The sequence below is a fragment of the Nocardioides panacisoli genome, assembly GCF_039537325.1.
In the GTDB taxonomy this organism is placed as follows: domain Bacteria; phylum Actinomycetota; class Actinomycetes; order Propionibacteriales; family Nocardioidaceae; genus Nocardioides; species Nocardioides panacisoli.
In genome coordinates this window covers 56,477-80,026 of record NZ_BAABAH010000011.1, presented here as the reverse complement: position 1 = coordinate 80,026, position 23,550 = coordinate 56,477, and the positions used below count along the sequence as shown (strand labels likewise).

The 23,550-nt window shown below is 71.4% G+C and carries 25 protein-coding genes; 16 read left to right on the top strand and 9 right to left on the bottom strand.

Annotated features, from left to right (window positions below):
- Positions 1-37 precede the first annotated feature (37 nt).
- The gene (locus ABD709_RS14965) at positions 38-529 is read right to left on the bottom strand and encodes an Rv3235 family protein (RefSeq protein ID WP_344776797.1); all 492 of its coding nucleotides are present in this window, start codon (positions 527-529) and stop codon (positions 38-40) included.
- A 2-nt stretch (positions 530-531) separates the two neighbouring features.
- Positions 532-1,164 (bottom strand): LysM peptidoglycan-binding domain-containing protein, encoded by a 633-nt coding sequence (locus ABD709_RS14960; protein ID WP_344776795.1) that lies wholly within the window; start codon positions 1,162-1,164, stop codon positions 532-534.
- A 124-nt stretch (positions 1,165-1,288) separates the two neighbouring features.
- Here ABD709_RS14960 and ABD709_RS14955 point away from each other — a divergent pair, with 124 nt between their 5' ends.
- Both ABD709_RS14955 and ABD709_RS14950 read left to right on the top strand, forming a co-directional pair.
- Entirely contained in the window at positions 1,289-1,825 is a 537-nt protein-coding gene (locus ABD709_RS14955; protein ID WP_344776793.1) for a hypothetical protein, read from the top strand.
- Positions 1,826-1,866: 41 nt separating this feature from the next.
- Entirely contained in the window at positions 1,867-3,366 is a 1,500-nt protein-coding gene (locus ABD709_RS14950; protein ID WP_344776791.1) for a sulfatase-like hydrolase/transferase, read from the top strand.
- 1 nt (position 3,367) lies between these two features.
- On the opposite strand, the gene ABD709_RS14945 is transcribed toward ABD709_RS14950, so the two are convergent.
- Genes ABD709_RS14945 through ABD709_RS14930 form a run of 4 tightly spaced genes read right to left on the bottom strand, consistent with a single transcriptional unit; the run spans position 3,368 to position 6,753 of the window.
- The gene (locus ABD709_RS14945; protein WP_344776789.1) at positions 3,368-3,703 is read right to left on the bottom strand and encodes a sec-independent translocase; all 336 of its coding nucleotides are present in this window, start codon (positions 3,701-3,703) and stop codon (positions 3,368-3,370) included.
- 34 nt (positions 3,704-3,737) lie between these two features.
- Positions 3,738-4,913: an Mrp/NBP35 family ATP-binding protein gene (locus tag ABD709_RS14940; protein ID WP_344776787.1), complete on the bottom strand. Its 1,176-nt coding sequence runs from the start codon at positions 4,911-4,913 to the stop codon at positions 3,738-3,740.
- A 9-nt stretch (positions 4,914-4,922) separates the two neighbouring features.
- On the bottom strand, positions 4,923-5,489 hold the full coding sequence (locus ABD709_RS14935) for a DUF1003 domain-containing protein (protein WP_344776785.1): 567 nt from the start codon (positions 5,487-5,489) through the stop codon (positions 4,923-4,925).
- Entirely contained in the window at positions 5,482-6,753 is a 1,272-nt protein-coding gene (locus ABD709_RS14930; protein ID WP_344776783.1) for a magnesium transporter MgtE N-terminal domain-containing protein, read from the bottom strand. The genes ABD709_RS14935 and ABD709_RS14930 overlap by 8 nt, the downstream gene beginning before the upstream one ends.
- A 31-nt stretch (positions 6,754-6,784) precedes the next feature.
- Between ABD709_RS14930 and ABD709_RS14925 the strand changes: the two genes are divergently transcribed.
- The 9 genes from ABD709_RS14925 (at position 6,785) to ABD709_RS14885 (ending at position 16,696) form a co-directional block, all read left to right on the top strand.
- Complete coding sequence (locus tag ABD709_RS14925) at positions 6,785-7,171, top strand: hypothetical protein (RefSeq protein WP_344776781.1); 387 nt, start codon at positions 6,785-6,787, stop codon at positions 7,169-7,171.
- 103 nt (positions 7,172-7,274) lie between these two features.
- Positions 7,275-8,630 carry a phospholipase D-like domain-containing protein gene (locus ABD709_RS14920; RefSeq protein WP_344776779.1) on the top strand — a complete coding sequence of 452 codons (1,356 nt, stop codon included), beginning with the start codon at positions 7,275-7,277 and terminating at the stop codon, positions 8,628-8,630.
- Between the two features lie 187 nt (positions 8,631-8,817).
- A complete protein-coding gene (locus tag ABD709_RS14915) occupies positions 8,818-10,680 on the top strand; it encodes a hypothetical protein (protein ID WP_344776777.1) in 1,863 nt (620 codons plus the stop codon).
- Positions 10,681-10,685: 5 nt separating this feature from the next.
- Positions 10,686-11,744, top strand: coding sequence for a hypothetical protein (locus tag ABD709_RS14910; protein ID WP_344776775.1), 1,059 nt, complete (start codon positions 10,686-10,688; stop codon positions 11,742-11,744).
- Positions 11,741-12,691, top strand: coding sequence for a glycosyltransferase family 2 protein (locus ABD709_RS14905; protein ID WP_344776773.1), 951 nt, complete (start codon positions 11,741-11,743; stop codon positions 12,689-12,691). The genes ABD709_RS14910 and ABD709_RS14905 overlap by 4 nt, the downstream gene beginning before the upstream one ends.
- Before the next feature lie 14 nt (positions 12,692-12,705).
- The gene (locus ABD709_RS14900) at positions 12,706-14,289 is read left to right on the top strand and encodes a LicD family protein (RefSeq protein ID WP_344776771.1); all 1,584 of its coding nucleotides are present in this window, start codon (positions 12,706-12,708) and stop codon (positions 14,287-14,289) included.
- A 38-nt stretch (positions 14,290-14,327) separates the two neighbouring features.
- Positions 14,328-14,591 (top strand): DUF6752 domain-containing protein, encoded by a 264-nt coding sequence (locus tag ABD709_RS14895; RefSeq protein WP_344776769.1) that lies wholly within the window; start codon positions 14,328-14,330, stop codon positions 14,589-14,591.
- A gap of 12 nt (positions 14,592-14,603) precedes the next feature.
- Positions 14,604-15,710, top strand: a complete 1,107-nt coding sequence (locus ABD709_RS14890; protein ID WP_344776767.1) for a type 1 glutamine amidotransferase family protein — start codon at positions 14,604-14,606, stop codon at positions 15,708-15,710.
- The gene (locus ABD709_RS14885) at positions 15,707-16,696 is read left to right on the top strand and encodes an endonuclease/exonuclease/phosphatase family protein (protein ID WP_344776765.1); all 990 of its coding nucleotides are present in this window, start codon (positions 15,707-15,709) and stop codon (positions 16,694-16,696) included. Before ABD709_RS14890 ends, ABD709_RS14885 begins: the two co-directional genes overlap by 4 nt.
- A gap of 32 nt (positions 16,697-16,728) precedes the next feature.
- Here the strand turns inward: ABD709_RS14885 and ABD709_RS14880 are convergent, their stop codons facing one another.
- Positions 16,729-17,745, bottom strand: a complete 1,017-nt coding sequence (locus ABD709_RS14880; RefSeq protein WP_344776764.1) for a hypothetical protein — start codon at positions 17,743-17,745, stop codon at positions 16,729-16,731.
- Positions 17,746-17,763: 18 nt separating this feature from the next.
- Complete coding sequence (locus tag ABD709_RS14875) at positions 17,764-18,963, bottom strand: acyl-CoA dehydrogenase family protein (RefSeq protein ID WP_344776762.1); 1,200 nt, start codon at positions 18,961-18,963, stop codon at positions 17,764-17,766.
- A gap of 141 nt (positions 18,964-19,104) precedes the next feature.
- On the opposite strand from ABD709_RS14875, the gene ABD709_RS14870 reads away from it, so the two are divergent.
- Genes ABD709_RS14870 through ABD709_RS14855 form a run of 4 tightly spaced genes read left to right on the top strand, consistent with a single transcriptional unit; the run spans position 19,105 to position 22,447 of the window.
- On the top strand, positions 19,105-19,863 hold the full coding sequence (locus ABD709_RS14870; protein ID WP_344776760.1) for an ABC transporter ATP-binding protein: 759 nt from the start codon (positions 19,105-19,107) through the stop codon (positions 19,861-19,863).
- A complete protein-coding gene (locus ABD709_RS14865; protein WP_344776758.1) occupies positions 19,860-20,621 on the top strand; it encodes an ABC transporter permease in 762 nt (253 codons plus the stop codon). Before ABD709_RS14870 ends, ABD709_RS14865 begins: the two co-directional genes overlap by 4 nt.
- Positions 20,622-20,635: 14 nt before the next feature.
- Positions 20,636-21,397 carry a MerR family transcriptional regulator gene (locus ABD709_RS14860; protein WP_344776756.1) on the top strand — a complete coding sequence of 254 codons (762 nt, stop codon included), beginning with the start codon at positions 20,636-20,638 and terminating at the stop codon, positions 21,395-21,397.
- A gap of 6 nt (positions 21,398-21,403) precedes the next feature.
- Positions 21,404-22,447, top strand: coding sequence for a MaoC family dehydratase (locus ABD709_RS14855; RefSeq protein ID WP_344776754.1), 1,044 nt, complete (start codon positions 21,404-21,406; stop codon positions 22,445-22,447).
- Here ABD709_RS14855 and ABD709_RS14850 read toward each other — a convergent pair.
- A complete protein-coding gene (locus ABD709_RS14850; protein ID WP_344776752.1) occupies positions 22,434-22,907 on the bottom strand; it encodes a DUF6174 domain-containing protein in 474 nt (157 codons plus the stop codon). The genes ABD709_RS14855 and ABD709_RS14850 overlap by 14 nt on opposite strands.
- 50 nt (positions 22,908-22,957) lie before the next feature.
- Between ABD709_RS14850 and ABD709_RS14845 the strand changes: the two genes are divergently transcribed.
- Positions 22,958-23,527 (top strand): histidine phosphatase family protein, encoded by a 570-nt coding sequence (locus ABD709_RS14845; RefSeq protein WP_344776750.1) that lies wholly within the window; start codon positions 22,958-22,960, stop codon positions 23,525-23,527.
- Positions 23,528-23,550 lie beyond the last annotated feature (23 nt).

The following is a 23,550-nucleotide window of genomic DNA, read 5'->3' as shown; positions in this document are numbered from 1 at the left end:
GCGCGTCACTCGCTGGGAAGACCTGGCGGCGCGTTGCTCAGGAGAAGTCCAGGGCCGTGCAGATCCAGCGCTGGTCGCGGCGCTCGAACCGTACGGCGATGGCGCGCGACCGCTCGCCGTACCGCACGTGGACGCCGGCCTCGACGACGTCGTGGCTGACGAAGCAGGTGTGCACGCTGCGGACCTGCGGCCGCACCTGCTGGACGCGCGACAGGCCGGGCTGGTGACCGCCGGCGCGGCCGACGAGCAGGGCCCGCCGGTGCAGGTCGGCGTACACGTCCGGTGCGGTCCAGCGCAGCAGCTGCGAGACCGGGCGGTCCCCGCCCACGATCTCGACCGCGGCCTGCGCGAAGCGGCGCGCCCACTCCTCGATCGAGGCCCTCAGCCGCCGCTCGATCGGGACGATCGCCGCGGCTCGCGGGGGCCGGGCCGACATGGGCGGCTCGCTGCGGGGGAGCAGGGCGAGCGCCAGGGTGCCCTGGGTGCTCGCGACCGGGACGGGGACCCGGAGGTCGGTCATCGCTTCCATCTTCACTCCTGGTGGGTCGGCGGCAGCTGGAGCCGCTGGTCGGGCCGGATGAGGTCGGGGTCGTCGCCGATCACGGCGGCGTTGCGCGCCTGGATGCGGCGCCAGTACGCCGCGACGCGCGCGTCGGTCGCCCGGGGGCCCAGGGCGCGCTCCGCGATCAGCCACAACGAGTCGCCCGGGCGAACGCGGACCGTGGCCGGCCGCCCCGTCTCGGCCGGCGCGGGGGCGAGGCGGTGTGGGGCGGCCGTGCCGACGGCGCGGTCGGGGAGCGGCAGGCCGTCGAGCGGGCTGACCGGGTGGGGCGCGGCGCCGGCAGGCGCCGCCGTGCCGGTCAGGACCGCGACACCGCAGGCGGCGAGCACCAGGCGGCGCAGGGCGCCGGCGCTCGGCCGGGCCGCGTGCCGGTCGCGGACGACCTCGAGGACGACCGAGGTGGTCACCAGCCAGAGCCAGCCGGCGGCGGCGAGGGCCGCGGCCGCGCAGCCGGCGACGAGCAACCCGGCGAAGTCGTCCCGCGGTGCCGGCGCGACGAGGACCGGCGTGGTGACCTGGACGAGCGCGCCGACCGCGGCGGTCACCGTGAGCCAGACCAGGCAGGGCCGCGCGACGGAGCGAGAACGCGAGCAGATCGACATCCCGAGAGATCCTTGCGTTTGCGTTTGTTTGCGTCAGTCAACGGCGATTGAAGGGCGGTGTCAACGGTCTCTCCACAGCCGCCGAGGCGGGGCCGCACGGACGCTCGTGAAAGGGTCGGGAACCATGGGTTGGGAGGACGAGCTGTTCGCGTTGTTCGACGACCTCGAGGCCGAGGCCGGCTCGTTGCACGCGGCCGAGCGGGACGCGGAGGTCGCCGACCGGAGCCGCGCGGAGTACCAGCAGGTCACCCTCGCCAGCCGGCTGATGGCCTCGCTCGGCACCGAGGTCACCATCGACGTCGTCGGGATCGGCCCGCTCACCGGGAGCGTCGAGCGGCTGGCCGAGGGCTGGCTGCTGCTGTCGACCGGCGACCACGACTGGGTCGTCAACTCCCGCCTGGTCGGTGCCGTGACCGGTGCGTCGGTACGCTCGGTCCCCGAGGTCGCCTGGTCACCGCTGACCAGGCTCGGGCTCGGGTCAGCACTCCGCAGGATCTCGGAGGCCGGCGAGCGGTGCCTGCTCCACCTCCGTGACGGGAGCCGTCACGAGGGGACGCTCCGCCGCGTGGGCGCGGACTTCTGCGAGCTGGCCGAGGGTGAGGAGCGACGGGTCGTCCTCGTCGCCTTCGACGCCCTCGCCGCCGCCCAGTCCCGCGCGTGACCACAGAGAACGACGGCCCCGTAAGGACAAGGACCGAGGTTGTGAGACAGCGGGCAGTGCTCCTCGCCCTGATCGTGGCGACCGTCGCCGGGGTCGGGTTCACGTTCGTCGACGGCGGACCGGTCGGTGACGGCGCGACGCGTCCCACGACGACGGCGATGGCCCCGGACCGGCCCAACATCGTGCTCATCCTCACCGACGACATGCGGACCGACGAGCTGCAGTACATGCCCAGCACCCGGCGGCTGCTGGCCGACCAGGGCACGTCCTACACGAGCGCGATCTCGCCGCACCCGATGTGCTGCCCCGCCCGGGCGGAGCTGGTGACCGGGCAGTACGCGCAGAACAACGGCGTCAAGCACAACCTGGGGCCGTTCGGCGGCGTGCACGCCCTGCGGCACCCGAACGACAACATCGGCGTCTGGATGCAGGACGCCGGCTACCGGACGGGCTACCACGGCAAGTTCCTCAACGGCTACAGCCGCGCGTTCGGCAGGGTCGCCGGCTGGAACGTCTGGGACCCGATCGTGGCCGGCACGACCTACCTCTACTGGCGCTCGGTGTGGTTCGACGGCGACAGCTACCACCACCGCTACATCACCCACGTCACCGCCGAGCGGACCAAGAGCATGCTCGACACCCTGGACCGCGGGAGCGCGCCGTTCTTCATGGTCGTCAACCACACCGCGCCGCATGCCCGCACCGGGGACGTGGTGAAGAAGCCGGCGTACGAGCCCCGCTACGGGAGGCTCTTCGACCACCTGCAGCCCGACTTCACGCGCAAGCCGTCCTACTTCGCGAAGGACCCGGCACTCCCGCACGACCTCTACGACCGGTCCTTCGACCGGAAGGACGAGCTGGTCCGCGCCCGGGCCCGCGCCCGGGCCCTGCGGTCCGTCGATGACGACGTCCGGCTGCTCGTCCACCAGCTCGCCGCAGCCGGCGAGCTCGACGACACCTACATCGTGTTCACCTCCGACAACGGCTTCGTGCTCGGTGAGCACGGCCTGCACGGCAAGAACCTGATGATCGACGAGTCGCTGGACGTCCCGTTGATCGTGCGCGGTCCCGGGATCCCCGCCGGCGCCGTCAACCGCACGCCGGTGACCCTGGTCGACCTCGCCGCGACCTTCCTGCACTGGGGCCACGCCGTTCCCTCGGCGGCGCGACCGTCCGACGGACTGCCGATCACCGAGCCCGCGGCCCTCGCCAGGCGGGACACGATCCTGGTGCAGGCCGGCGACTCGTCACGGGCCGACCACGGCTGGTGGTACCGCGGCGTCGACACCCGGCGCTACCTGTACGCCGTCCATCCGCGCGACCCGTCGGTCGGGGTGCTCTTCGACCGTGAGCGCGACCCGTTCGCGATGCGCGACGTGCTGCACGACCCTGCCTACGCGCCCGTGCGCCGCGAGCTGGCCCACCGGCTCGCCGTGCTCGAGCACTGCAGCGGCGAGAGCTGCAACCGGGTGTTCGGCCCGGTCCCCGATCCGCTGCCTCAGCCGAAGAAGGGGCGTGCCGCCGAGCCCGAGCGCCGGTAGCTCAGGTCGCCTCGCCGTCGTACGGCGGCCGCTCGCCTGCGACGAGCGGACGACGCCCGGGCCGCCGGGCGGGGGCGGGGTCGTCGTCCTCGTCGGCGAGCGCCTCGGCGATGTGCTTGCGGACGATCGTCCGGGGGTCCAGGTCGCGCAGCTCGAGGTCGGCGTACTCCGGGCCCAGCTCGGAGCGCAGCTCGTCGCGGGCGTTGTTGGCGAAGTTGCGCACCTGCCGGACCAGCCGGGCGGCTTGCCGCGCGAGGTCGGGGAGCTTGTCGGGCCCGAAGACCAGGATCGCGATGAAGGCGATGACGACGAACTCGCTCAACCCGATGTCGAACATCGCCGCCCCCGTCCTTCCTCGATCGATCCAGGACTCAGAACCGGCTGCTCGGCGTGAGCCCGAGCTGCATGCCGGCGAGCCCGCGGCCGCGGCCGTCCAGCCGGGCGGCGATCTCGCTCAGCTCGACCGCCGCGGGAGCCGTGGGATCGGCCTCGACGATCGGCTTGCCCGCGTCACCGCCTTCGCGGAGCGACGGGTCGAGCGGGATGCGGCCGAGCAGCGGGACGTCGTAGCCGAACCGCGCGCCGAGCGTCGCGGCGACCCGCTCGCCGCCACCGGCGCCGAAGATCTCGAGCCGGTGCTCCTTGCCCTCGGCGGTGCAGTGCGGGCAGGGCAGGTAGCTCATGTTCTCGACGACGCCCACCACGCGCTGGTGCATCATCGAAGCCATCGTGCCGGCGCGCTCGGCGACCTCGGCCGCGGCCTCCTGCGGCGTCGTGACGACGACGACCTCGGCGCCCGGCAGGTGCTGGCCGAGGGAGATCGCGATGTCGCCGGTGCCGGGCGGCAGGTCGAGGAGCAGCACGTCGAGGTCGCCCCAGTAGACGTCGGAGAGCATCTGGACGAGCGCGCGGTCGAGCATCGGTCCACGCCACGCGACCACCTGGTCGCGGCGCGGCTTGAGCATGCCGATCGAGATCACGGACACGCCGCTCGGCGTGGGCACCGGCATGATCAGGTCGTCGACCTGGGTGGGCCTGGTGTCGGCCATGCCGAGCATCGCGGGCACCGAGTGGCCGTAGATGTCGGCATCGATGAGACCCACCTTGCGGCCCGCCTGCGCCAGCGCGATCGCCAGGTTGACGGTGACCGACGACTTGCCGACGCCACCCTTGCCGCTCGCGATCGCGAAGACCTTGGTGAGCGAGCCGGGCTGCGCGAACGGGATGTCGCGCTGCGCCTGCCCGCCGCGGAGCTGCTCGTGGAGCCCGGAGCGCTGCTCGGAGGTCATCACGCCCAGGTCGAGGTCGACCCGGGTGACGCCCGGGACCGCGCCGACCGCGGCGGTGACGTCGCGGTTGATGGTGTCCTTGAGCGGGCATCCGGCGACGGTGAGCAGGACCCGTACGGCGACCACGCCGTCCTCGGCGATCGTGACCTCGTCGACCATGCCCAGCTCGGTGATCGGACGCTTGATCTCGGGGTCGTTGACGGTGGCGAGCGCCTCTTGGACCTGCTGAGGCGTGGGGACCTGCTGCGACGTACTCACACAGCGAGTCTAAGGACTGGGCCTGGGCGCCCGGTCCTCGCCGTCAGCGTGAGACTCCGCACTGCCCGCCTCTGCGCTCGCCTCAGCCTGAGCGGCGCGCTCGTCGAGCTCGGCGAGCAGAGCCCGCAGCTCCGAGCGGACGTAGTCGCGGGTCGCGACCTCGCCGACCGCCATCCGCAGCGAGGCGACCTCCCGGGCGAGGAACTCCATGTCCGCGTGCGCACGCGCGTTCGCCTGGCGGTCCTGCTCGGCGACCACGCGGTCGCGGTCCTCCTGACGGTTCTGCGCGAGCAGGATCAGCGGGGCGGCGTACGACGCCTGCAGGCTCAGCATGAGCGTCAGGAAGATGAAGGCGTAGGGGTCGAAGCTCACGTCGTCGGGCGCCAGCGAGTTCCACCCGATCCAGACGATGACGAAGATCGTCATCCAGATCAGGAACTTCGCGGTGCCCATGAAGCGCGCGAACCGCTCGGCGAAGCTCCCGAAGGCGTCCGAGTCGTAGCTCGGTCGGCGGACCAGCTTCCGCCGGACCGTCCGCGGGGTGTCCAGCCGCTCGCCGGTGCGCCGCTCAGCCACGGATCGACCCGGTCCCGGAGGAGCGCACCGGCGCACGGTCGCGCCAGTTGGCGGGGAGCATGTGGTCGAGCAGGTCGTCGACGGTGACCGCGCCGAGCAGCCGGCGGTTCTCGTCCACGACCGGTGCGGCGACCAGGTTGTAGGTCGCGAGGTGGGCGGCGACGTCGTCGATCGTCGCCTCCGGCGGCAGGCTCTCCAGCGACTCGTCGAGCGCGCCGGCGACCAGGGACGACGGCGGCTCGCGCAGCAGCCGCTGGATGTGCGCCACGCCGAGCAGCTTCCCGGTCGGGGGCTCGAGCGGCTGGCGGCAGACGAAGACCATCGAGGCCAGCGCGGGCGTGAGGTCCGGGTTGCGGACGTGGGCGAGGGCGTCGGCGACGGTGGCGTCCGGTCCGAGGATCACCGGCTCCGGCGTCATCATGGCGCCGGCGGTGTTCTCGACGTACTTCATCAGCCGGCGGACGTCCTCGGCCTCCTCCGGCTCCATCAGCTGGAGGAGCATCTCCTGCGTCTCGGGCGGGAGGTCCGCGACCAGGTCGGCGGCGTCGTCGGGGGACATCTCCTCGAGCACGTCGGCGGCCCGCTCGGAGTCGAGGCGCTCGAGGATCTCGACCTGGTCCTCCTCGGGCAGCTCCTCGAGCACGTCCGCGAGGCGCTCGTCGTCGAGAGCGAGCGCGACCGCGGCCCGCCGCTCGGCCGGCAGGTCGTGGAGGATGTTCGCGGCGTCGGCGGGGCGCATGTCGTTGAGCGCCGCGATCAGGTGCGTCGCGCCCTGCTTGTCGTCGGTGCGGGTGAGGCCCCGCACGTCGCTCCACTCCGCGACGTGGGTCTGCCCGCGTCGACGGAGCCCCTTCGCCGGCTCGCGCACGGCGACCCGGCTCAGCACCCAGTCGCGGGTGCGGGTGTGCTCCATGGCGACGTCGTAGACCGTGCCGGTGACCCCGCTGCTGGTGATGGTGACCGTCCGGTCGAGCATCTCGCCGATGACCAGGGTCTCGGTCGAGCGCTGCTCGAAGCGGCGCATGTTGAGCAGCCCGGTCGTGTAGACCTGCCCGCTGTCGATGTTGGTCACCCGCGTCATCGGGACGAAGATCCGCCGTCGCCCGAAGACCTCCGCGACCATGCCCAGGACGCGCGGCTGGGCGCCCTCGCTGCGCACGGAGACGACCAGGTCGCGGACCTTTCCGACCTGGTCGCCCTGGGGGTCGAAGATCGGGAGGCCCACCAGCCGGGCAGCGTAGACACGCGACGGGGTGACGCTCACCCGGGCAACGCTAGTGCCTTACTGTGGTCACATGGAGGTTGCCATGCGACCGAGGACGCGTGTCCTCGCCGCGGTGGGGATGGCAGCGGGTCTGCTGCTGATGTCCTCGTGCGGTGAGGACTCCTCGTCGACGGCGGACGACCCGTCCACCGCTTCGTCCAGCCCGACGTCCGACAGCGGGTGGCCGGCGTGCTCCGACGTGTGGGTCGACGGCGGCACCATCCCGAAGTCCTACAAGGGATGTGTCGGCGACGACGGCACCGAGGTGAAGGCCGACAAGCAGACCTGCTCCTCGGGGCAGGTCCTGGTGACCTACGACGACTCCTTCTACGGCGTCGTCGGGGGGCCGGTCAACCAGGCCGACTCCTTGAAGACCGATTCCGGATACAAGGGCGCACGAACAGCCTGTTTGGCATGATCTGGCCTTCCTGGGGGACGCGCCACGTGCGGGCGCACACCGGTCGGAGCCGGTCCCGAATCCCCTGCTGCCCGACACCGGGTCCCAGTCGAGGAGTGGAGCAATGAGGAAGTACGTCGTCGTAGGAGTGATCGCCGCTGTGCTGGCGACACCGACCGTGGCGGTGCCGGAGGCGACCGCCCTGGCCGCGTCGGTCGCCGGCCGCGAGGGTCACCACGACGGTGGCCGCTCCGGCGGCTTCACCGAGACCAAGACCCATCACGGCAAGAAGGCGCAGGACGGCAAGAAGGGGCACGACGGGGGCAAGAAGCACCTGCACCGCGGTCGCGCTTTCCACGTCGCGGACGGGGTGCTCTTCAACACGCCGTTCAGCGACCAGTTCCGGATCATGTCGAAGCAGCTGCGCGAGATCAGGCACACCTTCAGGGGCGAGAAGATCCGCATCATGAGCTGGAACTTCCAGAGCAACGCGGTGACGAACGCCCTCATCAACGCCCACCAGCGTGGTGTGAGCGTCCGGGTCTTCATGGCCCGCACGCTCGTGAACCCGAACTTCCGCCGGCTCGCCAATGCCCTCAAGCAGGGCAACCGGCACCGTCCCAAGACCATGCGCAGCTGGGCGCGCACCTGCGACCACTCCTGCCGCGGCAAGGGCGGCGCGATGCACTCGAAGTGGATGACGATCAGCAAGTCGGGCACGACCCAGTGGGTGGTCGGCGAGGGCTCCGCCAACCTCACGACGGCGGCGGCCGTCAACCAGTGGAACGACTGGCTCACCACGACCGGCAACCGCACGATCTACCGCGGCTTCCAGAAGGTCTTCCGGCAGGCCACCCACGACCGCAAGTACCCCGCCGTCCAGTTCCGCACCGGCAACATCGTCACCTGGTTCGCCCCCCGCCCGGGCCGCGCCGACCTCGTGATGAAGATGCTGGACAACGTGCGGTGCTCGGGCGCGAGGGGCGCCGGGATCAACGGGCACACCGCGATCCGCATCGCCTCCGCCGTGATCCAGGGCCCCCGCGGGCAGCGGATCGCGCACAAGATCAAGGACCTGCAGAACGCCGGCTGCAACATCCGGATGCTCTACACCCTGTCGACCAACGAGGTGCTCAACATCCTGCACGGCGTCCCGCTCCGGCACCTCGCCTACGACACCGACGGCGACGGCGCCTTCGACAACTACCTGCACATGAAGGCGATGTCGATCAGCGGCAACTACGGCGGGGACCGCGGGACACACATCGTGTTCAACGGCAGCGCGAACTGGTCGCCGATCGGCACGATCTCCGACGAGCAGGGGATGATCGTCCGCGACGAGGCGCTGGAGAAGCAGTACGGCAAGTGGATCACCAGCCTCTACAACCACGCTCCCGCGGGCCGGCTCACGACTCCGCAGTACTACCGGAGCCGCGGCCTCCCGAACCCCTACAAGGGTCTCGAGCTCGAGCTCCGTTAGTCCCTGCTGAGCGACACGACCGCGGACGGCAAATGCGCCGTCCGCGGTCGTGATTTTCCTAGACTCGCAGCGGCCAACCGATCTCTTCCCCGATCCAGTAGGGAGGCCTGTGGTGTCGTCTGCCGGCAACCGCCGTGGCACGTCCTTCCCCCTCGCTCTCGCGGTGCTTGCGGCCGTGGGAGCCCTCGTGGCCGGAGTCCTCGCCGCCGCCCCCGCGGGAGCCGACGACTCCGGCCACGCCTCGGCGCGCCGGGGGCCGGCGCTCTCGGGTTACGACGAGGTCTCTGCGGGCGGCGAGTACAGCTGCGGGATCATCGGCGGCGCGCTGTTCTGCTGGGGCCGCAACACCTGGGGCCAGGTCGGCAACGGGGAGCGCACGGCGACCGTCGACGAGCCGCACCGCGTGGGCAGCTCGACGTCCTGGAAGCGGGTCGCGGCCGGCGGTGCGACGACCTGCGGGATCCGCGGCGACGCCCGAAAGCTCTACTGCTGGGGGCTGAACAACCGCGGCCAGGTCGGCGACGGGACGCGCGAGGTGCGGCTCGAGCCGCACCGCGTGTCCGGCAAGGGCTGGCGGACGATGGACGTCGGCTGGTACCACGCCTGCGGCATTCGCGGCGACGCGGGCAAGCTGTTCTGCTGGGGCGACAACCAGTACGGCGAGCTGGGCCAGGGCAACACCTCCCAGAGCCTGAAGAAGCAGCGCGTCCCGGGCCGCTGGATCTCGGTCAAGACCGAGGGTTGGACGACCTGCGGGATCAAGTCCGACCACTCGCTCTGGTGCTGGGGCCGCAACCTGCTCGGCCAGGTGGGCGACGGCACCTGGGCCGACCGCACGCGCCCGACGAGGGTCGGCGGGAGCACCAAGTGGGCCGAGGTCGACCTGAGCTGGACGAGCACCTGCGGCCGGCGCCGTGACAACTCCGTGTGGTGCTGGGGCCGCAACGACCGCGGCGGCCTGGGCGACGGCGGCACCGACGCGCACAACCAGCCGACCGCGGTCCTCGGCCAGCACGACGCCCGCCGCATCTCGGTCTTCGAGGGCGGTGCCTGCCTGCTCGACATGCAGCAGCACACGTGGTGCTGGGGCGACGACCGCTACGGCCAGGTCGGCGGCGACACCGCGACGGTGACGAGGCCTCGCCAGCGGGTGGGCAGCTACCGCGACATCGACTCCGGCTGGCTGCACACCTGCGGCCTCGGAGACGCCGTCGTCTGCTGGGGCAGCAACGAGCACAGCCAGCTCGGCCGCGCCGCGGACTCGCCTCGTTCCCGCTTCCGCGCGCGGCCCCAGCCCGGCCGCCGCGGCGCCGACCTGACGCTGCGGATCGGACAGATGAACGCACTGGGCGAGCACCACTCCGGGCCCTACCGCGACGCCGACCGGTTCGCCCCCTCCCGGCTGCGCTCGGAGTGGGAGATCCAGACGATGCTGAACCAGCACATCGACGTGCTCGCGACCCAGGAGGCGTCGGCGGGGCAGATCCAGGCGATGCTGACCGCGGGTCAGGGCCGGTTCGCGGCGTTCCCCGACCCCTCGCGCGACCGGTTCAGCACCGAGTCGACGCTGATCTGGGACAAGACCAGGTTCGCGGCGGTCCACAAGCACGTGATCCGCACCATGTTCATCACCCACAAGCTCCCGCGACCGTACGTCGAGCTGCGCGACAGGGTGACCGGACGCGAGTTCTGGGTGATGGGCATCCACAACGCCGGCTGGGACATGCAGCGCCAGCGCAACGTCGCGGTGGCCGACCAGATCGCGAAGCTCAAGGAGCTCCAGGCGAGCGGTCTGCCGGTCTTCTACCTCGGCGACTTCAACGAGCGCAAGACCGTCTTCTGCAAGGTGGTCAAGCAGACCAGCCTGCGTTCCGCGAGCGGTGGCCGGCTGGCTCAGGACGGGACCTGCGTGCCGCCGCGCAACATGCGGGTCGACTGGATCTTCGGGCCCAAGGACGCCGAGTGGTCCGGGTTCAACTTCAACCGCGCGCCGATGGTCGCGCTGACGACCGACCACCATCTTGCGGTGAGCAGCGTCCGAGTACCCTGACCGGCGTGGCTGGGCGTCTCGTGCTTCACCTGGGGTCGATGAAATCGGGGACCAGCTTCCTCCAGAACGCCCTCGGCCACAACAAGGACCTGCTTGCCGAACGTGGCGTGCTCTTCCCCGGCCCACGCTGGCGAGCGCAGGTCAGCGGCGTGCGCGACGTGATCGCGACCGGCGGCCCCGGCCAGCCGGCGACCGCGCCGGACGGACCATGGCAGCGGCTGGTCGAGGAGATCAACGCCTGGCCGGGCACCGCGGTGGTGTCGATGGAGTTCCTCGCCCCCCGTTCGGAGCAGAAGATCGCCCAGATCCGCGCTGCGTTCCCCGACACCACCGTCGAGGCGGTGCTCACCTGCCGCGACCTCGGCCGGAACATCCCTGCGATGTGGCTCGAGGCCGTGCAGAACGGCGGGACGACGCCCTGGGGCCAGTACCTCGACTCGGTCCGCCAGCGCAGGTCGGGCGACCGCGTCGCGCGCAACTTCTGGAAGCACCAGGGCATCCCCGAGATCGCGGCCCGTTGGACCAAGGGCCTCGGCGACGACCGGCTCACGCTGGTGACCCTGCCGCCCAAGGGTGCGGACCCGGACGTCCTCTGGCGCCGGTTCGCCGACGCAGCCGGCTTCGACGCGGACGGGTGCGACCTCGCCGTGCGCGCCAACCCCGGCATCGGGCTGACCTCCGCGCTGGTGCTGCTCCGGCTCAACCAGGCCTACCACGAGGAGCTCGGCAAGATGCCGCCTCTCTACGACACCTACGTGAAGCACAAGCTGGCCAAGCGCGGCATGGTCTTCCGCAGCAAGGAGGAGCCGCGGCTCGGCCTGGACGCCTCCTGGGTGGTCAAGGCGGGGGAGAGCCAGATCGAGCGGCTGCAACGCGCGGGGCACCGGGTCGTCGGCGACCTGTTCGACCTGCGTCCGGTGCCGGTCAAGGGCATCCACGCCGACCAGGTCACGCAGGAGGAGGTCCTCGACGCCACCGTTGCGGCGCTCGCGCGTTCCCTCGAGTCGTGGGCGGAGTCCGATCGGAGCCATCGCCGGCGCCGACGTACGGGGGAGGACGCATGAGCAGCCGCCTGCCCTGGGGCAACCGTCGGGCAACGCCGGCCGAGGAGGTCCCGCTCCCACGAGAGCGCGAGCCCGGTGAGCTTCCGCTGGTCGCGGCAGTGACCATGGCCCGCGACGAGGGCGCGATGATCCGGCGCTGGGCCCAGCACTACATCCGCGAGCTCGGCGCCGAGAACGTCTTCGTCATCGACGACCACAGCTCCGACGGGTCGACCGACGACCTCGGCTGCACGGTGCTGCGCTATCCCTACCTGCGCAAGTACAACTTCGAGGTGTCCCGCATCGGGATCCTCAACGGCCTGTCGTCGAGCCTGCTCTACGCCTATGACGCGGTCCTGTTCGCCGATGCCGACGAGTTCGTGGTCGCGGACCCGCAGCGCCACGCCGGTCTGCGGCAGTTCGTCGCCACGACCGAGGGGCGCGACGCGGTCGGGGTGATGGGCTTCAACGTGGTCCACGACCTCGAGCGCGAGAGCGCGCTCGACTTCGACCGGCCCTTCCTCGAGCAGCGCCGCTTCGCGAAGTTCGTCCAGCTGATGTGCAAGCCCAGCCTGAAGTGGAACCGGATCGACTGGGGACGCGCCTCGCACGGCATCAAATGCCCCTACCAGATCGACGATGACCTCATCATGTTCCACATGAAGTTCGCCGACCTCGACCAGCTCAAGGCCAGCGCCGCCAACCGGCACGCCCTCAACCAGGGCGAGAACCGTGCCAAGGGCACCAGCTGGGAGCAGTCCGGCGACTCGATGGTCGCCATCCTGGAGCAGATCAACGCCGACCTCGACCCGGAGGCCGTCAAGCGGTTCCGGCCGCGCCAGGAGCTCGTCGACGGGATCGTCCAGGTGCGCGGTGACCTGTGGAAGGCCGTGGGCGACGGCCAGGTCGTCGCGATGCGGAAACGTCCCTTCGCCCGGATCCCCGAGCGGTTCGCGTCCCTGGTGTGAGCAGCGGGCAGCAGGTGACCGAACCCGGAGAGACGGTGCGGCTCGGGCTGGCCGGCATCGCCGTGTCGACCGACCCCGATCGCGTGCTCGACGTCGTCTTCGACGGCCGGCGGGTGTGGTCGTTCCGGGCCGACCAGGCCGGTACGCCGCGCGCCGCCGACACCGGTGACGGACCCGAGTGGTGGGTGCCCTGGCCCAAGCAGCTCGCGCAGCACCTCAAGGGCGTCGCCGAGGTCGTGATCCGCGACCAGGAACGCACCGTGCTCGCGACCGAGGAGCTGCACTTCGGCTCCAGCGACGAGCGGGTCCGGATCGAGGACCGGATGGGCCGGCCGCTCATCATGGACTCCAAGGGCCGGCTCTCGCTGCCCTTCGAGGGCAACGAGGACGCGACCGGGGCGCTGCTCGGCGCTGCGCACGCGGTGCTCGGGGTGCTGGAGGACGCGGGCCTCGAGGGCTTCCTCGCCTACGGCACCCTGCTCGGAGCGGTCCGCGGCGGTGCGTTCATCGGCCACGACAACGACGTCGACCTCGGCTACATCAGCGAGCGCAGCCAGCCCGTCGACGTGGTGCGCGAGTCGCTCCGGCTCGAGCGCCGGCTGGTCCGGGCCGGCATGGAGGTCGAGCGCTACAGCGGCGCCGGCGTGAAGGTGTTCGTCTACGACGACTCCGGCATCCGGCGTGGCCTCGACGTCTTCGGCGGCTTCTGGGACGGTGGGCTGCTCGCGTTCCTCGGCGAGATCCACGCGCCGTTCCGGCGCGAGTGGCTGCTGCCGCGCTCGACGGTCACCCTGGAGGGGGAGGAGTTCCCGGCGCCGGCCGAGCCCGAGCGGCTGCTGGAGCTCATGTACGGCCCGGGCTGGCGGATCCCCGACCCGACGTTCGTCTTCGACCCCGGTACGGCGGCGCGCGAGCGGTTGAGCCGCTGGTTCCGCGGGGTCCGCGACCGGCGCAACCAGTGGGACGCCTGGTACCACGCCGCCAAGCTCCAGCGGCCCTTCATCAAGCCGCACCACGTGGCGCGGCTGCTGCACCGCGCCGAGCCTGCGGGCTGCACCGTGGTCGACGTCGGCTGCGGGCGCGGCCAGGACATGGCGTTCCTGGCCAGCGAGCGGCACCCGACGATCGGCCTCGACTACTCGCTCTACGCCACCGACTACCACCTCGAGCGCTCCGCGCTGCACGGCTGGCCGTTGCGCGCCGAGCTGGTGAACTTCCTCGAGCTGCGGCAGGTGCTGGGCTGGGGAGCCCGGCTCGCGCGCGAGATCGAAGGTCCCCGCGCGGTGCTCGCGCGGCACTTCGTGGACTCGACCTCGCGGCGCGGCCGTGAGGGGCTGTTCCGCTTCTCCTCGATGGTGCTGCGCGGCGGCGGCCGGCTCTACCTGGAGTTCTTCGCCAGCGAGGACCCGCGAGAGGCCGAGCCCGACGACCTGGTGTGGGAGGTCGACCACCGGGACGTCGCCGAGGACGCGATCGCACTCGGCGGGACGATCGAGGAGACGACCTGGTTCGAGCCGAACTGGTTCGAGCTGCCCTGGCGGACGTCCGAGTGGGACCCGAAGCCACGCGGATGCCGGATGACGATCACGTGGGCGTGATGATGGTGCCCTCGTGCAGGTGGAAGGGGAACTGATCGATGCCGAAGGCTGAGGAGACCGAGGAGCAGCTGAGCGGGAGCCGCTGGCTGCTGGCCGGCACGTTCCGCCGGATGACCGGGCTGCGGCAGCTCGAGGACCGCGTCGCGGCGCTCGAGGCCGAGGTGCGCACCATCGACCCGGTGCACGTGCGGCTCGCGGAGCTGATCGACCTCGTCCAGGAGCTGCTCCTTCCCGTGGCGCAGCAGGACCAGGACAAGGTCGCGGCACTGGTGGAGAAGTACACCGACGAGCTCGGCGCCTGACCCGTTCCCGCCATGCAGCGCGTCTTCCTCCACATCGGCCTGCCGAAGACCGGCACGTCGTACCTCCAGTCGATCGTGTGGCCGCAGCGCGACCGGCTGGCGGAGCTGGGCGTTCTCGTGCCGGGCCGGGAGAAGCGCGACCACCTGCTGTCCTCGCTGATCGTCCGGGGCGACCCGGCCGTGGCCCGCCGCGGCCCGGGCGCGGATCGCGCCTGGGCGGTGGTCTGCGCGGAGGTCGCGGCCCACGCGGGCACCTCGCTGGTGAGCCACGAGTTCTTCTGCTCGGCGTCGGCCGAGCAGTGGGCGCGGGCCGTGGCCGACCTCGCGCCCGCGGAGGTGCACGTCGTCGTCACCGCACGCGAGCCGCTCGGCCTGTTCTCCTCCAGCTGGCAGGAGTCGCTGAAGAACCGCAGCACCACGGCGCTCGCGGACTACGGCCGCTCCGAGTCCGACGACCCGCGGGTGGTCTGGGACTGGCGGGCGCTCGACCTCGGGCTCGTGCTCGGGAGGCTGCGGGACGCCGTACCCGACGAGCGGGTGCACGTCGTGGTCTCGCCCGGTCCGGGTGACCCCCGCGACGAGCTGTGGCGGCGGTTCGCCGGCGTGCTCGGCGTCGACCCGGAGGCGGTGCCGCACGAGCGGGCGTTCCCGAACGCGTCGATGGGCGTCGTCGAGGCCGAGCTGCTGCGCCGGCTCAACGCGCACCTGGGCGAGTTCCACTCGGCCCGGGAGCGGGCCCGCTGGATCCGGACGTTCCTCGCCGACGGCCTGCTCGTGACCCCGGACGCGGAGCGGTTCTGGCCCGACGACGACCAGGTCGCCGACGCCCGGCAGCGCGGCGAGCGCGCGCTCGACGTCATCGGCGCCGGCCGCTACGACGTCGTCGGCGACCTCGCGCGGCTGCGGGTTCCCGACGACCTGCCGGCCCGGCGGCACCCGGCCGACGTCACCGAGGCGGAGCTGCTCGCCGCCTCGGTCCGGCTCAACGGCCAGCTGATGGGGGAGGTGCGCCGCCGCTCGGACGCGGGAGAGCGCCACCGGCGGACGCCCGCCCCCTCCTCGGCGCGCCGCGCCTACACTCGGCTGATGCGCCGGGTCGGCCGTGGGGACAGTGGATGAGCCGTCACAAGGCCGCGCCGGACCAGTCCCCGCTGCTCCTCGTCCTCGGGTTCGTGCTGATCGCGGGCCTGCTGTTCGGCCTGTTCAAGCTGGTCGGTCCGGGCGGTGACGACACCGCCGACGTCAACGCCGTCCTGAACCGGTCGACACCCTCCGACGACGCGCGCTCACCGCAGCTGCGTGTTCAGGAGGGCGAGACGCTGGAGCCCTCGCCGGCCGCGACCTGCGAGGACGTGGACGTCGACACCGACATCACGGTGCTGTCCTACAACATCAAGTCGGCCCGGATCAGCGGCGGCATCGGAACCTTCCTCGGCATCATCCGCAGCTCCGGGGCGGACATCGTGCTCCTCCAGGAGGTCGACAAGAACCGGTCCACGTCGGGCCACGTCGACCAGGCCGGCTGGCTGGCCGCCAACCTCGGCGGCTGGTCGGACGCGTTCGGCACCAACGTCGACTACGGCGGCGGGCTCTACGGCACCGCGATCATCTCCCGGTTCCCGATCGTGAGCTATGAGAACACCCACCTGCCGAACGGGCCGGGCGGGCAGCAGCGCGGGCTCCTGCACGCGGTCGTCGACGTCGACGGCGTCGAGCTCAGCCTCTACGACACCCACCTGCAGAACAAGATCGACTACCTCAAGGTGCGGCAGGCGCAGGCGATCGCGCCCATCATCGCCGCCGACGACCGGCCCAAGGTGCTCGCCGGCGACTTCAACTCCCAGGTCCAGGACACCCCGCTGCGCACCATCATCGGCGGCACCGGCATGCACGACACGTGGGGGGCGGTCGGTGTCGGCAGCGGCCTCACGCACCCGTCGTCGCACCCACGGGGCCGGATCGACCTGCAGCTCTACGGCGGCGACGGGCTCACGGCGATCACGTCCAGCGTGCTCGCCACCACGGCCTCGGACCACCGGCCGGTGCGGGCGGAGTACACGTTGTCGGGTGCTTCGTCGAAGGTCTGCGGCGACCTGTTCGGCTGACCCGACGCGGTGGGGATCTCCCCAGGTAGGCGTCAGGTCAGCCGGTCGGCGACGGCGGCGGTGAGGGCGGTGGTGGCGGCGCGCAGGCGGGTCTCGGCGTCGACGTCGGCGGGGGTGGCGCCGGGCACGTCGACGGGGTCGAGGTCGGCGAGGTCGCCGACGACGCGGATGCCGAGGTCGCGGACGGCGGCGACGGTCTGATCGGTCTGGGTCCGGACCCAGTCGGCGACCTCGAGGCCGAGGCGGGGCTCGGACTTGGCGAGGGCGGCCAGGGCGGTCTTGGCGACGACCTGCTTGCGCAGTCGCTGACCGATCGGGAACGCCAGGCCCCGGGCGTCGAGGGCCTCGTTCAGCTCCCGCAGCACCATCGCGGAGGCGAGGCCGAGGGACTCGTTGGCGCGGGGCACGGGGAGGGTCGGGTCGATCGGGAACCCGGTGGCGTCGATGAAGCGCTCGGTCAGGGCCGAGGACGGGGCTCCCGGGTGGGGAAGGGTCACCAGGGTGACGTTGTCCTTCCCGACGCGGGCGGCCCAGTCAGCGACGATCCGGAGGAGGTGCTGCTGGCGCCAGAAGGTGCCGGCGGCGGTCTTGCGGTCGGCATGGCCGCGGTCGGTGCCGGGCGCAGCGTCGCGGGCGCCGGCGTAGTAGTCCTCCCAGGTCCAGCTGCGACCGTTCTGGATGGTCTCCTGCCACATCGAGACCAGCGTCCGGTTGAGGTCGCGGGCGGTGACCACCACCTGGACCTCGGTGCCCTCGAAGGGCTCCAGCACGCGCTCCGCGGCCGGGTCGAGGGCGGGGCCGAGGAACTCCATCGAGATCACCGCGTCGCCGCGGTGGTTCGCGATCTGCTGGGACATCGACTTCCAGACCGGGCGCGGGCCCTTGCGGGACAGCGCCTGCTGGACGGCGGTGACCTGGTCGTTCCACCCCGTGCCGGGCACCAGGACGTCGCGGGCCTCGAGCAGCTCCTGCTGGGCGAACAACAGGGCCTGCAGGAAGCTCGTCCCGGACTTCATGGTGCCGACGTGCAGCACGACCCGGCGAGCCACGCCGTACCTCCTCGGGGATCAGGCGTTGAGCTTGTAGTCCTTGAGCAGCGAGCGCCCGATGATCATCTTCTGGATGTCGGAGGTGCCCTCGCCGATCAGCATGAACTTGACCTCGCGCATCAGGCGCTCGATCTCGTACTCCTTGGAGTAGCCGTAGCCGCCGTGGATCCGGAAGGAGTCCTCGACGACCTCGTTGGCGTACTCCGAGGCGACCATCTTGGCCATGCCGGCCTCGACGTCCATCCGCTTGCCGGTGTCCTTGAGGCGGGCGGCCCGGACCATCATGGTGTGGGCGACCTCGACCTTGGTGGCCATCTCGGCGATGCGGAACAGGATCGCCTGGTGCTCGGCGATCGCCTTGCCGAAGGCCTTGCGCTGCTGGGCGTAGGCGACACCGAGCTCGAACCCGCGCCAGGCCAGGCCGCACGCGCGGGCGGCCACGTTGACGCGGCCCACCTCGACGCCGTCCATCATCTGGAAGAAGCCCTTGCCCGGCTCGCCGCCGAGGATCTGGTCGGCCGAGATCTTGTGGTCCTCGAGGATCATCTCGGTCGTCTCGACGCCCTTGTAGCCCATCTTCTCGAGCTTGCCGGGGATCGTGACGCCCTGGGCGGTCTCGCCGAAGCCGGGCTCCTTCTCCACCAGGAACGTCGTCATGTTCTTGTAGACCGACTCGGCACCCTCGTCGGTCTTGACCAGGGTCGCGACCAGCGTCGACGTACCGCCGTTGGTCAGCCACATCTTCTGGCCGGTGATCGAGTAGCTGCCGTCGTCGAGCTTGGTGGCCTTGGTCGAGACCGCGGAGACGTCGGAGCCGAGGCCCGGCTCGGACATCGAGAACGCGCCGCGGACCTCGCCGGTCGCCATCTTCGGCAGGTACTTCTGCTTCTGCTCGTCGGTGCCGTGCTGCATCAGCATGTAGGACACGATGAAGTGGGTGTTGATCACGCCGGAGACGCTCATCCAGCCGCGTGCGATCTCCTCGACCACGAGCGCGTAGGTGAGCAGGGACTCGCCGAGACCGCCGTACTCCTCGGGGATGGTGAGGCCGAAGACGCCGAGCTCCTTGAGCCCGTCGACGATGTCCTGCGGGTACTCGTCGGCGTGCTCCAGCTCCTGAGCGACCGGGATGATCTGCTCGTTCACGAACTGGCGAACGGCCTTGAGGATCTCGGTCTGGTCCTCGTTGAGGCCCTCGGTCTGGCACAGAGTCGGCATCGGGTCCCTTTCACTGCTGGTCAACCGAGCGAACTCTACCGGTGGGTCACTTCGCAGCCGTCCGGTGGACGAGTGGGACTGGTCACTCCGCTGCGGAACGGGGTTGACCTTGACGCAGCGTCAGGGTTCCACGCTCTTCCCATGACCACATCAACAGCCATCGAGACGCACGGTCTCGAGAAGACCTACGGCGACCTGCACGTGCTGCGCGGCGTCGACCTGCGGGTCGAGCGGGGCACGATCTTCGCGCTGCTCGGCAGCAACGGCGCCGGCAAGACCACGCTCGTCAAGATCCTCTGCACGCTGCTCCGCGCGGACGGTGGGACGGCGACCGTCGACGGACGGGACGTCGCCGCGCAGCCGGCCGAGGTGCGCGCCTCGATCAGCCTGACCGGGCAGTTCGCCGCCGTCGACGAGGTCCTCACCGGGCGCGAGAACCTGGTCCTGGTCGCCCGGCTGCGGCACCTGGAGGACCCCGGTTCGATCGCCGACGACCTGCTCGCACGGTTCGCCCTGAGCGACGCGGGCGGCCGGCGGGTGGCGACGTACTCCGGGGGCATGCGCCGCCGGCTGGACATCGCCATGAGCCTGATCGGGGAGCCGCCGGTGGTCTTCCTCGACGAGCCGACGACCGGCCTCGACCCCCAGGCGCGGATCGAGGTCTGGGCGATGGTCAGGGAGCTCGCCGGCCGGGGCACGACCGTGCTGCTCACGACCCAGTACCTCGACGAGGCCGAGCAGCTCGCGGACCGGATCGCGATCCTGCACGAGGGCCGGATCATCGCCGACGGCACCCTCGCCGACCTCAAGCAGCTGCTCCCGCCGGCGACCGTCGAGTACGTCGAGAAGCAGCCCTCCCTCGAAGACATCTTCCTCGCGATCACGAAGGACGACCGATGAACACCCACTTCCTCAGCGACTGCGCCGTCCTGCTCGAGCGGTCGATGCGTCACATCCTGCGCAGCCCGGACACGATCATCACGACCGCGATCACACCGGTCGCGATGCTGCTGCTGTTCGTCTACGTCTTCGGCGGCGCGATCGACACCGGGTCGGGCAGGTACGTCGACTACCTGCTGCCCGGCATCCTGCTCATCACGGTCGCCTCCGGGATCTCCTACACGGCCTACCGGCTCTTCATGGACGTCTCGGGCGGCATCTTCGAGCGGTTCCAGGCGATGCCGATCGCCCGCTCGGCCGTGCTCTGGGGCCACGTGCTGACGTCGGTCGTGGCCAACCTGGTCTCGCTGGCCCTGGTGGTGCTGGTGGCCCTGCTGATGGGCTTCCGGTCCGGCGCCGGCGTGCTCGCATGGCTCGGTGTCGTCGGCATCCTCGTGCTCTTCACGCTCGCCCTGACCTGGCTCGCGGTCATCCCCGGGCTGACCGCGAAGTCCGTCGACGGGGTGAGCGGCTTCTCCTACCCGCTGATCTTCCTGCCGTTCATCAGCTCGGCGTTCGTGCCCACCTCGGGGATGCCCGGGCCGGTGCGCTGGTTCGCCGAGCACCAGCCGGTCACCTCGATCGTGGACACCCTGCGCAGCCTCTACGCCGAGCAGCCCGTCGGCAACGACGGCTGGATCGCGCTCGCGTGGTGCGTCGGGATCCTCGTCGTCGCCTACCTGCTCGCGATGTCGACGTACCGGCGCCGGATCGCCTGAGGATCATGGGAGCCATGCTCACGATCAGCCAGCTGGCGGGCTACGCCGGAGTGACGGTGCGAGCGGTGCGGCACTACCACGCGAAGGGGCTGCTCCCGGAGCCGGAGCGCGACCACTCCGGCTACCGGCGCTACGGCGCTGCCGCAGTGGTCGAGCTGATCCGGATCCGGACCCTTGCCGACGCCGGGGTGCCCCTCTCCCGCGTGAAGGCGCTGCTGGACGCCGGGCCGGAGGAGTTCGCGGCGGCGGTGGAGGAGATCGACCACCGGCTGCGGACGGAGATCCGCGACCTGCAGCGGCACCGTGAGCGGATCGCCCAGCTCGCGGCCGGCGAGAGCCTCGCCCTGCCGCCCGAGGCCGTGGCCTACCTCGACCGGCTGCGAGGGATCGGCGTCCCGGAGGCCATGGTCGAGGCCGAGCGGGACGCCTGGATCCTGGTGGCCGCACAGCTGCCCGAGCAGATGCCGTTCTACATGGAGATGAAGGGACAGCAGCTCGACGATCCCCGGGTCGTCGAGCTGTACGCCGACCTCGCGGACGTGGTGGGCTGGCCCGCCGACGATCCGCGGCTCGCCGGCGTCGTCGACCGGCTGGTCGACCAGCTGCGAGACCTCCCGGACGGCGCCTGGGAGGACGACCAGCTCCCCGACGACCTCGCCGACCTGCTCGACGCGGTCTTCCTCGACTCGGTGCCGGCCGCACGCACGATGCTGCGCCTGCTGGAGGAGCGGGGCTGGACGGGCTGGACCAAGCTCAAACCGGTCTCCGTAGGATGACGGCCCGTGACCGCGACCAAGACGAATCCGGGCAACTTCTTCGAGGACTTCACCGTCGGCCAGGTGATCGAGCACGCGACGCCGCGCACGATCACCGAGGGAGACCGGGCGCTGTACGGCGCCCTGTACCCCACGCGGTTCGCGATCCCGTCCTCGCAGGCGTTCGCCGCGTCCGTCGGCCTCGACCCGCACCCGGTCGAGGACCTGGTCGCCTTCCACGTCGCGTTCGGCAAGACCGTCCCGGACGTCTCGCTCAACGCCGTCGCCAACCTCGGCTATGCCGAGTGCCGCTTCCACCGTCCGGTGACACCGGGTGACACGCTGCGCACGTCGTCGGAGGTCATCGGGCTCAAGCAGAACTCCAACGGCAGGACCGGCGTCGTCTACGTCCGGTCGACCGCGACCAACCAGCGCGGCGAGGTCGCGCTGGAGTGGTGCCGCTGGGTGATGGTGCACAAGCGGGACGCCTCGGCGCCCGCGCCCGAGACCGTCCTCCCCGAGCTCGCCCCGGCGGTCGCCGCGGCGGACCTGGTCGTGCCCGAGGGGCTGGACTTCTCCTCCTACGACTTCGCCGCCGCGGGGGAGCCGCACCGGTTCGGCGACTACGAGGTCGGCGAGACGATCGACCACGTCGACGGCGTGACGCTCACCGACGCCGAGCACATGATGGCCACCCGGCTGTGGCAGAACACCGCCAAGGTGCACTTCAACGTCGAGGCGCGTCCCGACGGCAACCGGCTGGTCTACGGCGGGCACGTCATCTCGCTGGCGCGGGCGCTGTCGTTCAACGGGCTCGCCAACGCCCAGCTCGTCGCCGCGATCAACGCCGGCTCGCACGTGGCGCCGGCGTTCGCCGGCGACACGGTCTACGCCTGGTCGGAGGTGCTCGACAAGGCCGAGCTCGGCGAGAGCGTGGGTGCGCTGCGGCTGCGGCTGGTCGCGACCAAGAGCCGCGAGGAGGCCGCGAGCCGGACGCTGCGCGGCGAGGACGGCAAGTACGCGCCCGGCGTACTGCTGGACCTGGACCTGTGGGCGCTCATCCCCCGGTGACGGTCACGTCGCTCAGGTAGTAGGTCACCTCGTCGTCCACCGCGTTCTTGATCGGGTCGAGGGCGATCGAGCTCGGGTAGTCCTGGCCGTCCGGCCAGTCGAGGTCCACCTGGTCGACCTCGGGGTCCGCGGCCTTGGCCAGCAGGTCGTCGATCGTGAGGCGGAGCGCCTCCGGGGCGTCCTGGCCCTTGGTGAAGCCGCGGCCGCCGTGCGCGACGACGGCGGAGGCGATCGCGTCGTCCTCGACGGTGATCCGCACCGGCTCGATGAAGGCGCAGAAGCACGCCGCCTTCAGGGTGTAGCTGTAGCTGGTCGGCCCGAAGTCCGTCCGGGTGCTGCCTGTCGTCGACGCGTCCGTGGTGGGGGACGCCGGGTCGTCGGTCGCGGTGGTGTCGTCGCTGCCGCAGGCGGCGAGGAACGGCAGGGTGGCGAGCAGGCTCGCGGCGAGCAGCGTCTTCATGGTGGGTACGACGATGCCGCATCCACCATGGTTCCGTAACACTGGAACCCATGAGCTCCGAGCCTCCCGAGCTGTGGCTGGTCCGGCACGGCCCGACCGAGTGGAGCCGCAACGGCCGGCACACCTCGGTCACCGACCTGCCGCTGCTCGCCGACGGCGAGCAGGACGCGATCGACCTCCGCGCCCGGCTGGCGGACGTGGGCTTCGTGCAGGTGCTGACCAGCCCGCGGCAGCGCGCCCGCCGTACCGCCGAGCTCGCGGGGTTCCCCGACGCCGAGGTCGACGAGGACCTGGTGGAGTGGGCGTACGGCGACTACGAGGGCCTGACCACGCCGGAGATCCGTGAGCAGCAGCCCGGCTGGACGATCTGGGAGCACGGGGCTCCGGGAGGTGAGACCCCTGCTGAGGTCGGGGCGCGACTGGACCGGGTGGTCGCGCGGGCGCGGGCCGCGGCCGGCCCGACGCTCGCCTTCGCGCACGGCCACTCGCTGCGGGCGCTGGCGGCCCGCTGGCTCGGCCTCCCCGCCTCGGAGGGCCGGCTGCTCCGGCTCGACACCGCGACCGTCTCGGTGCTCGGCTTCGAGCGCGAGCAGGCCGTCGTGCTGCGCTGGAACGCCTGAGGATCGCTCAAAGGTTCTCCCGA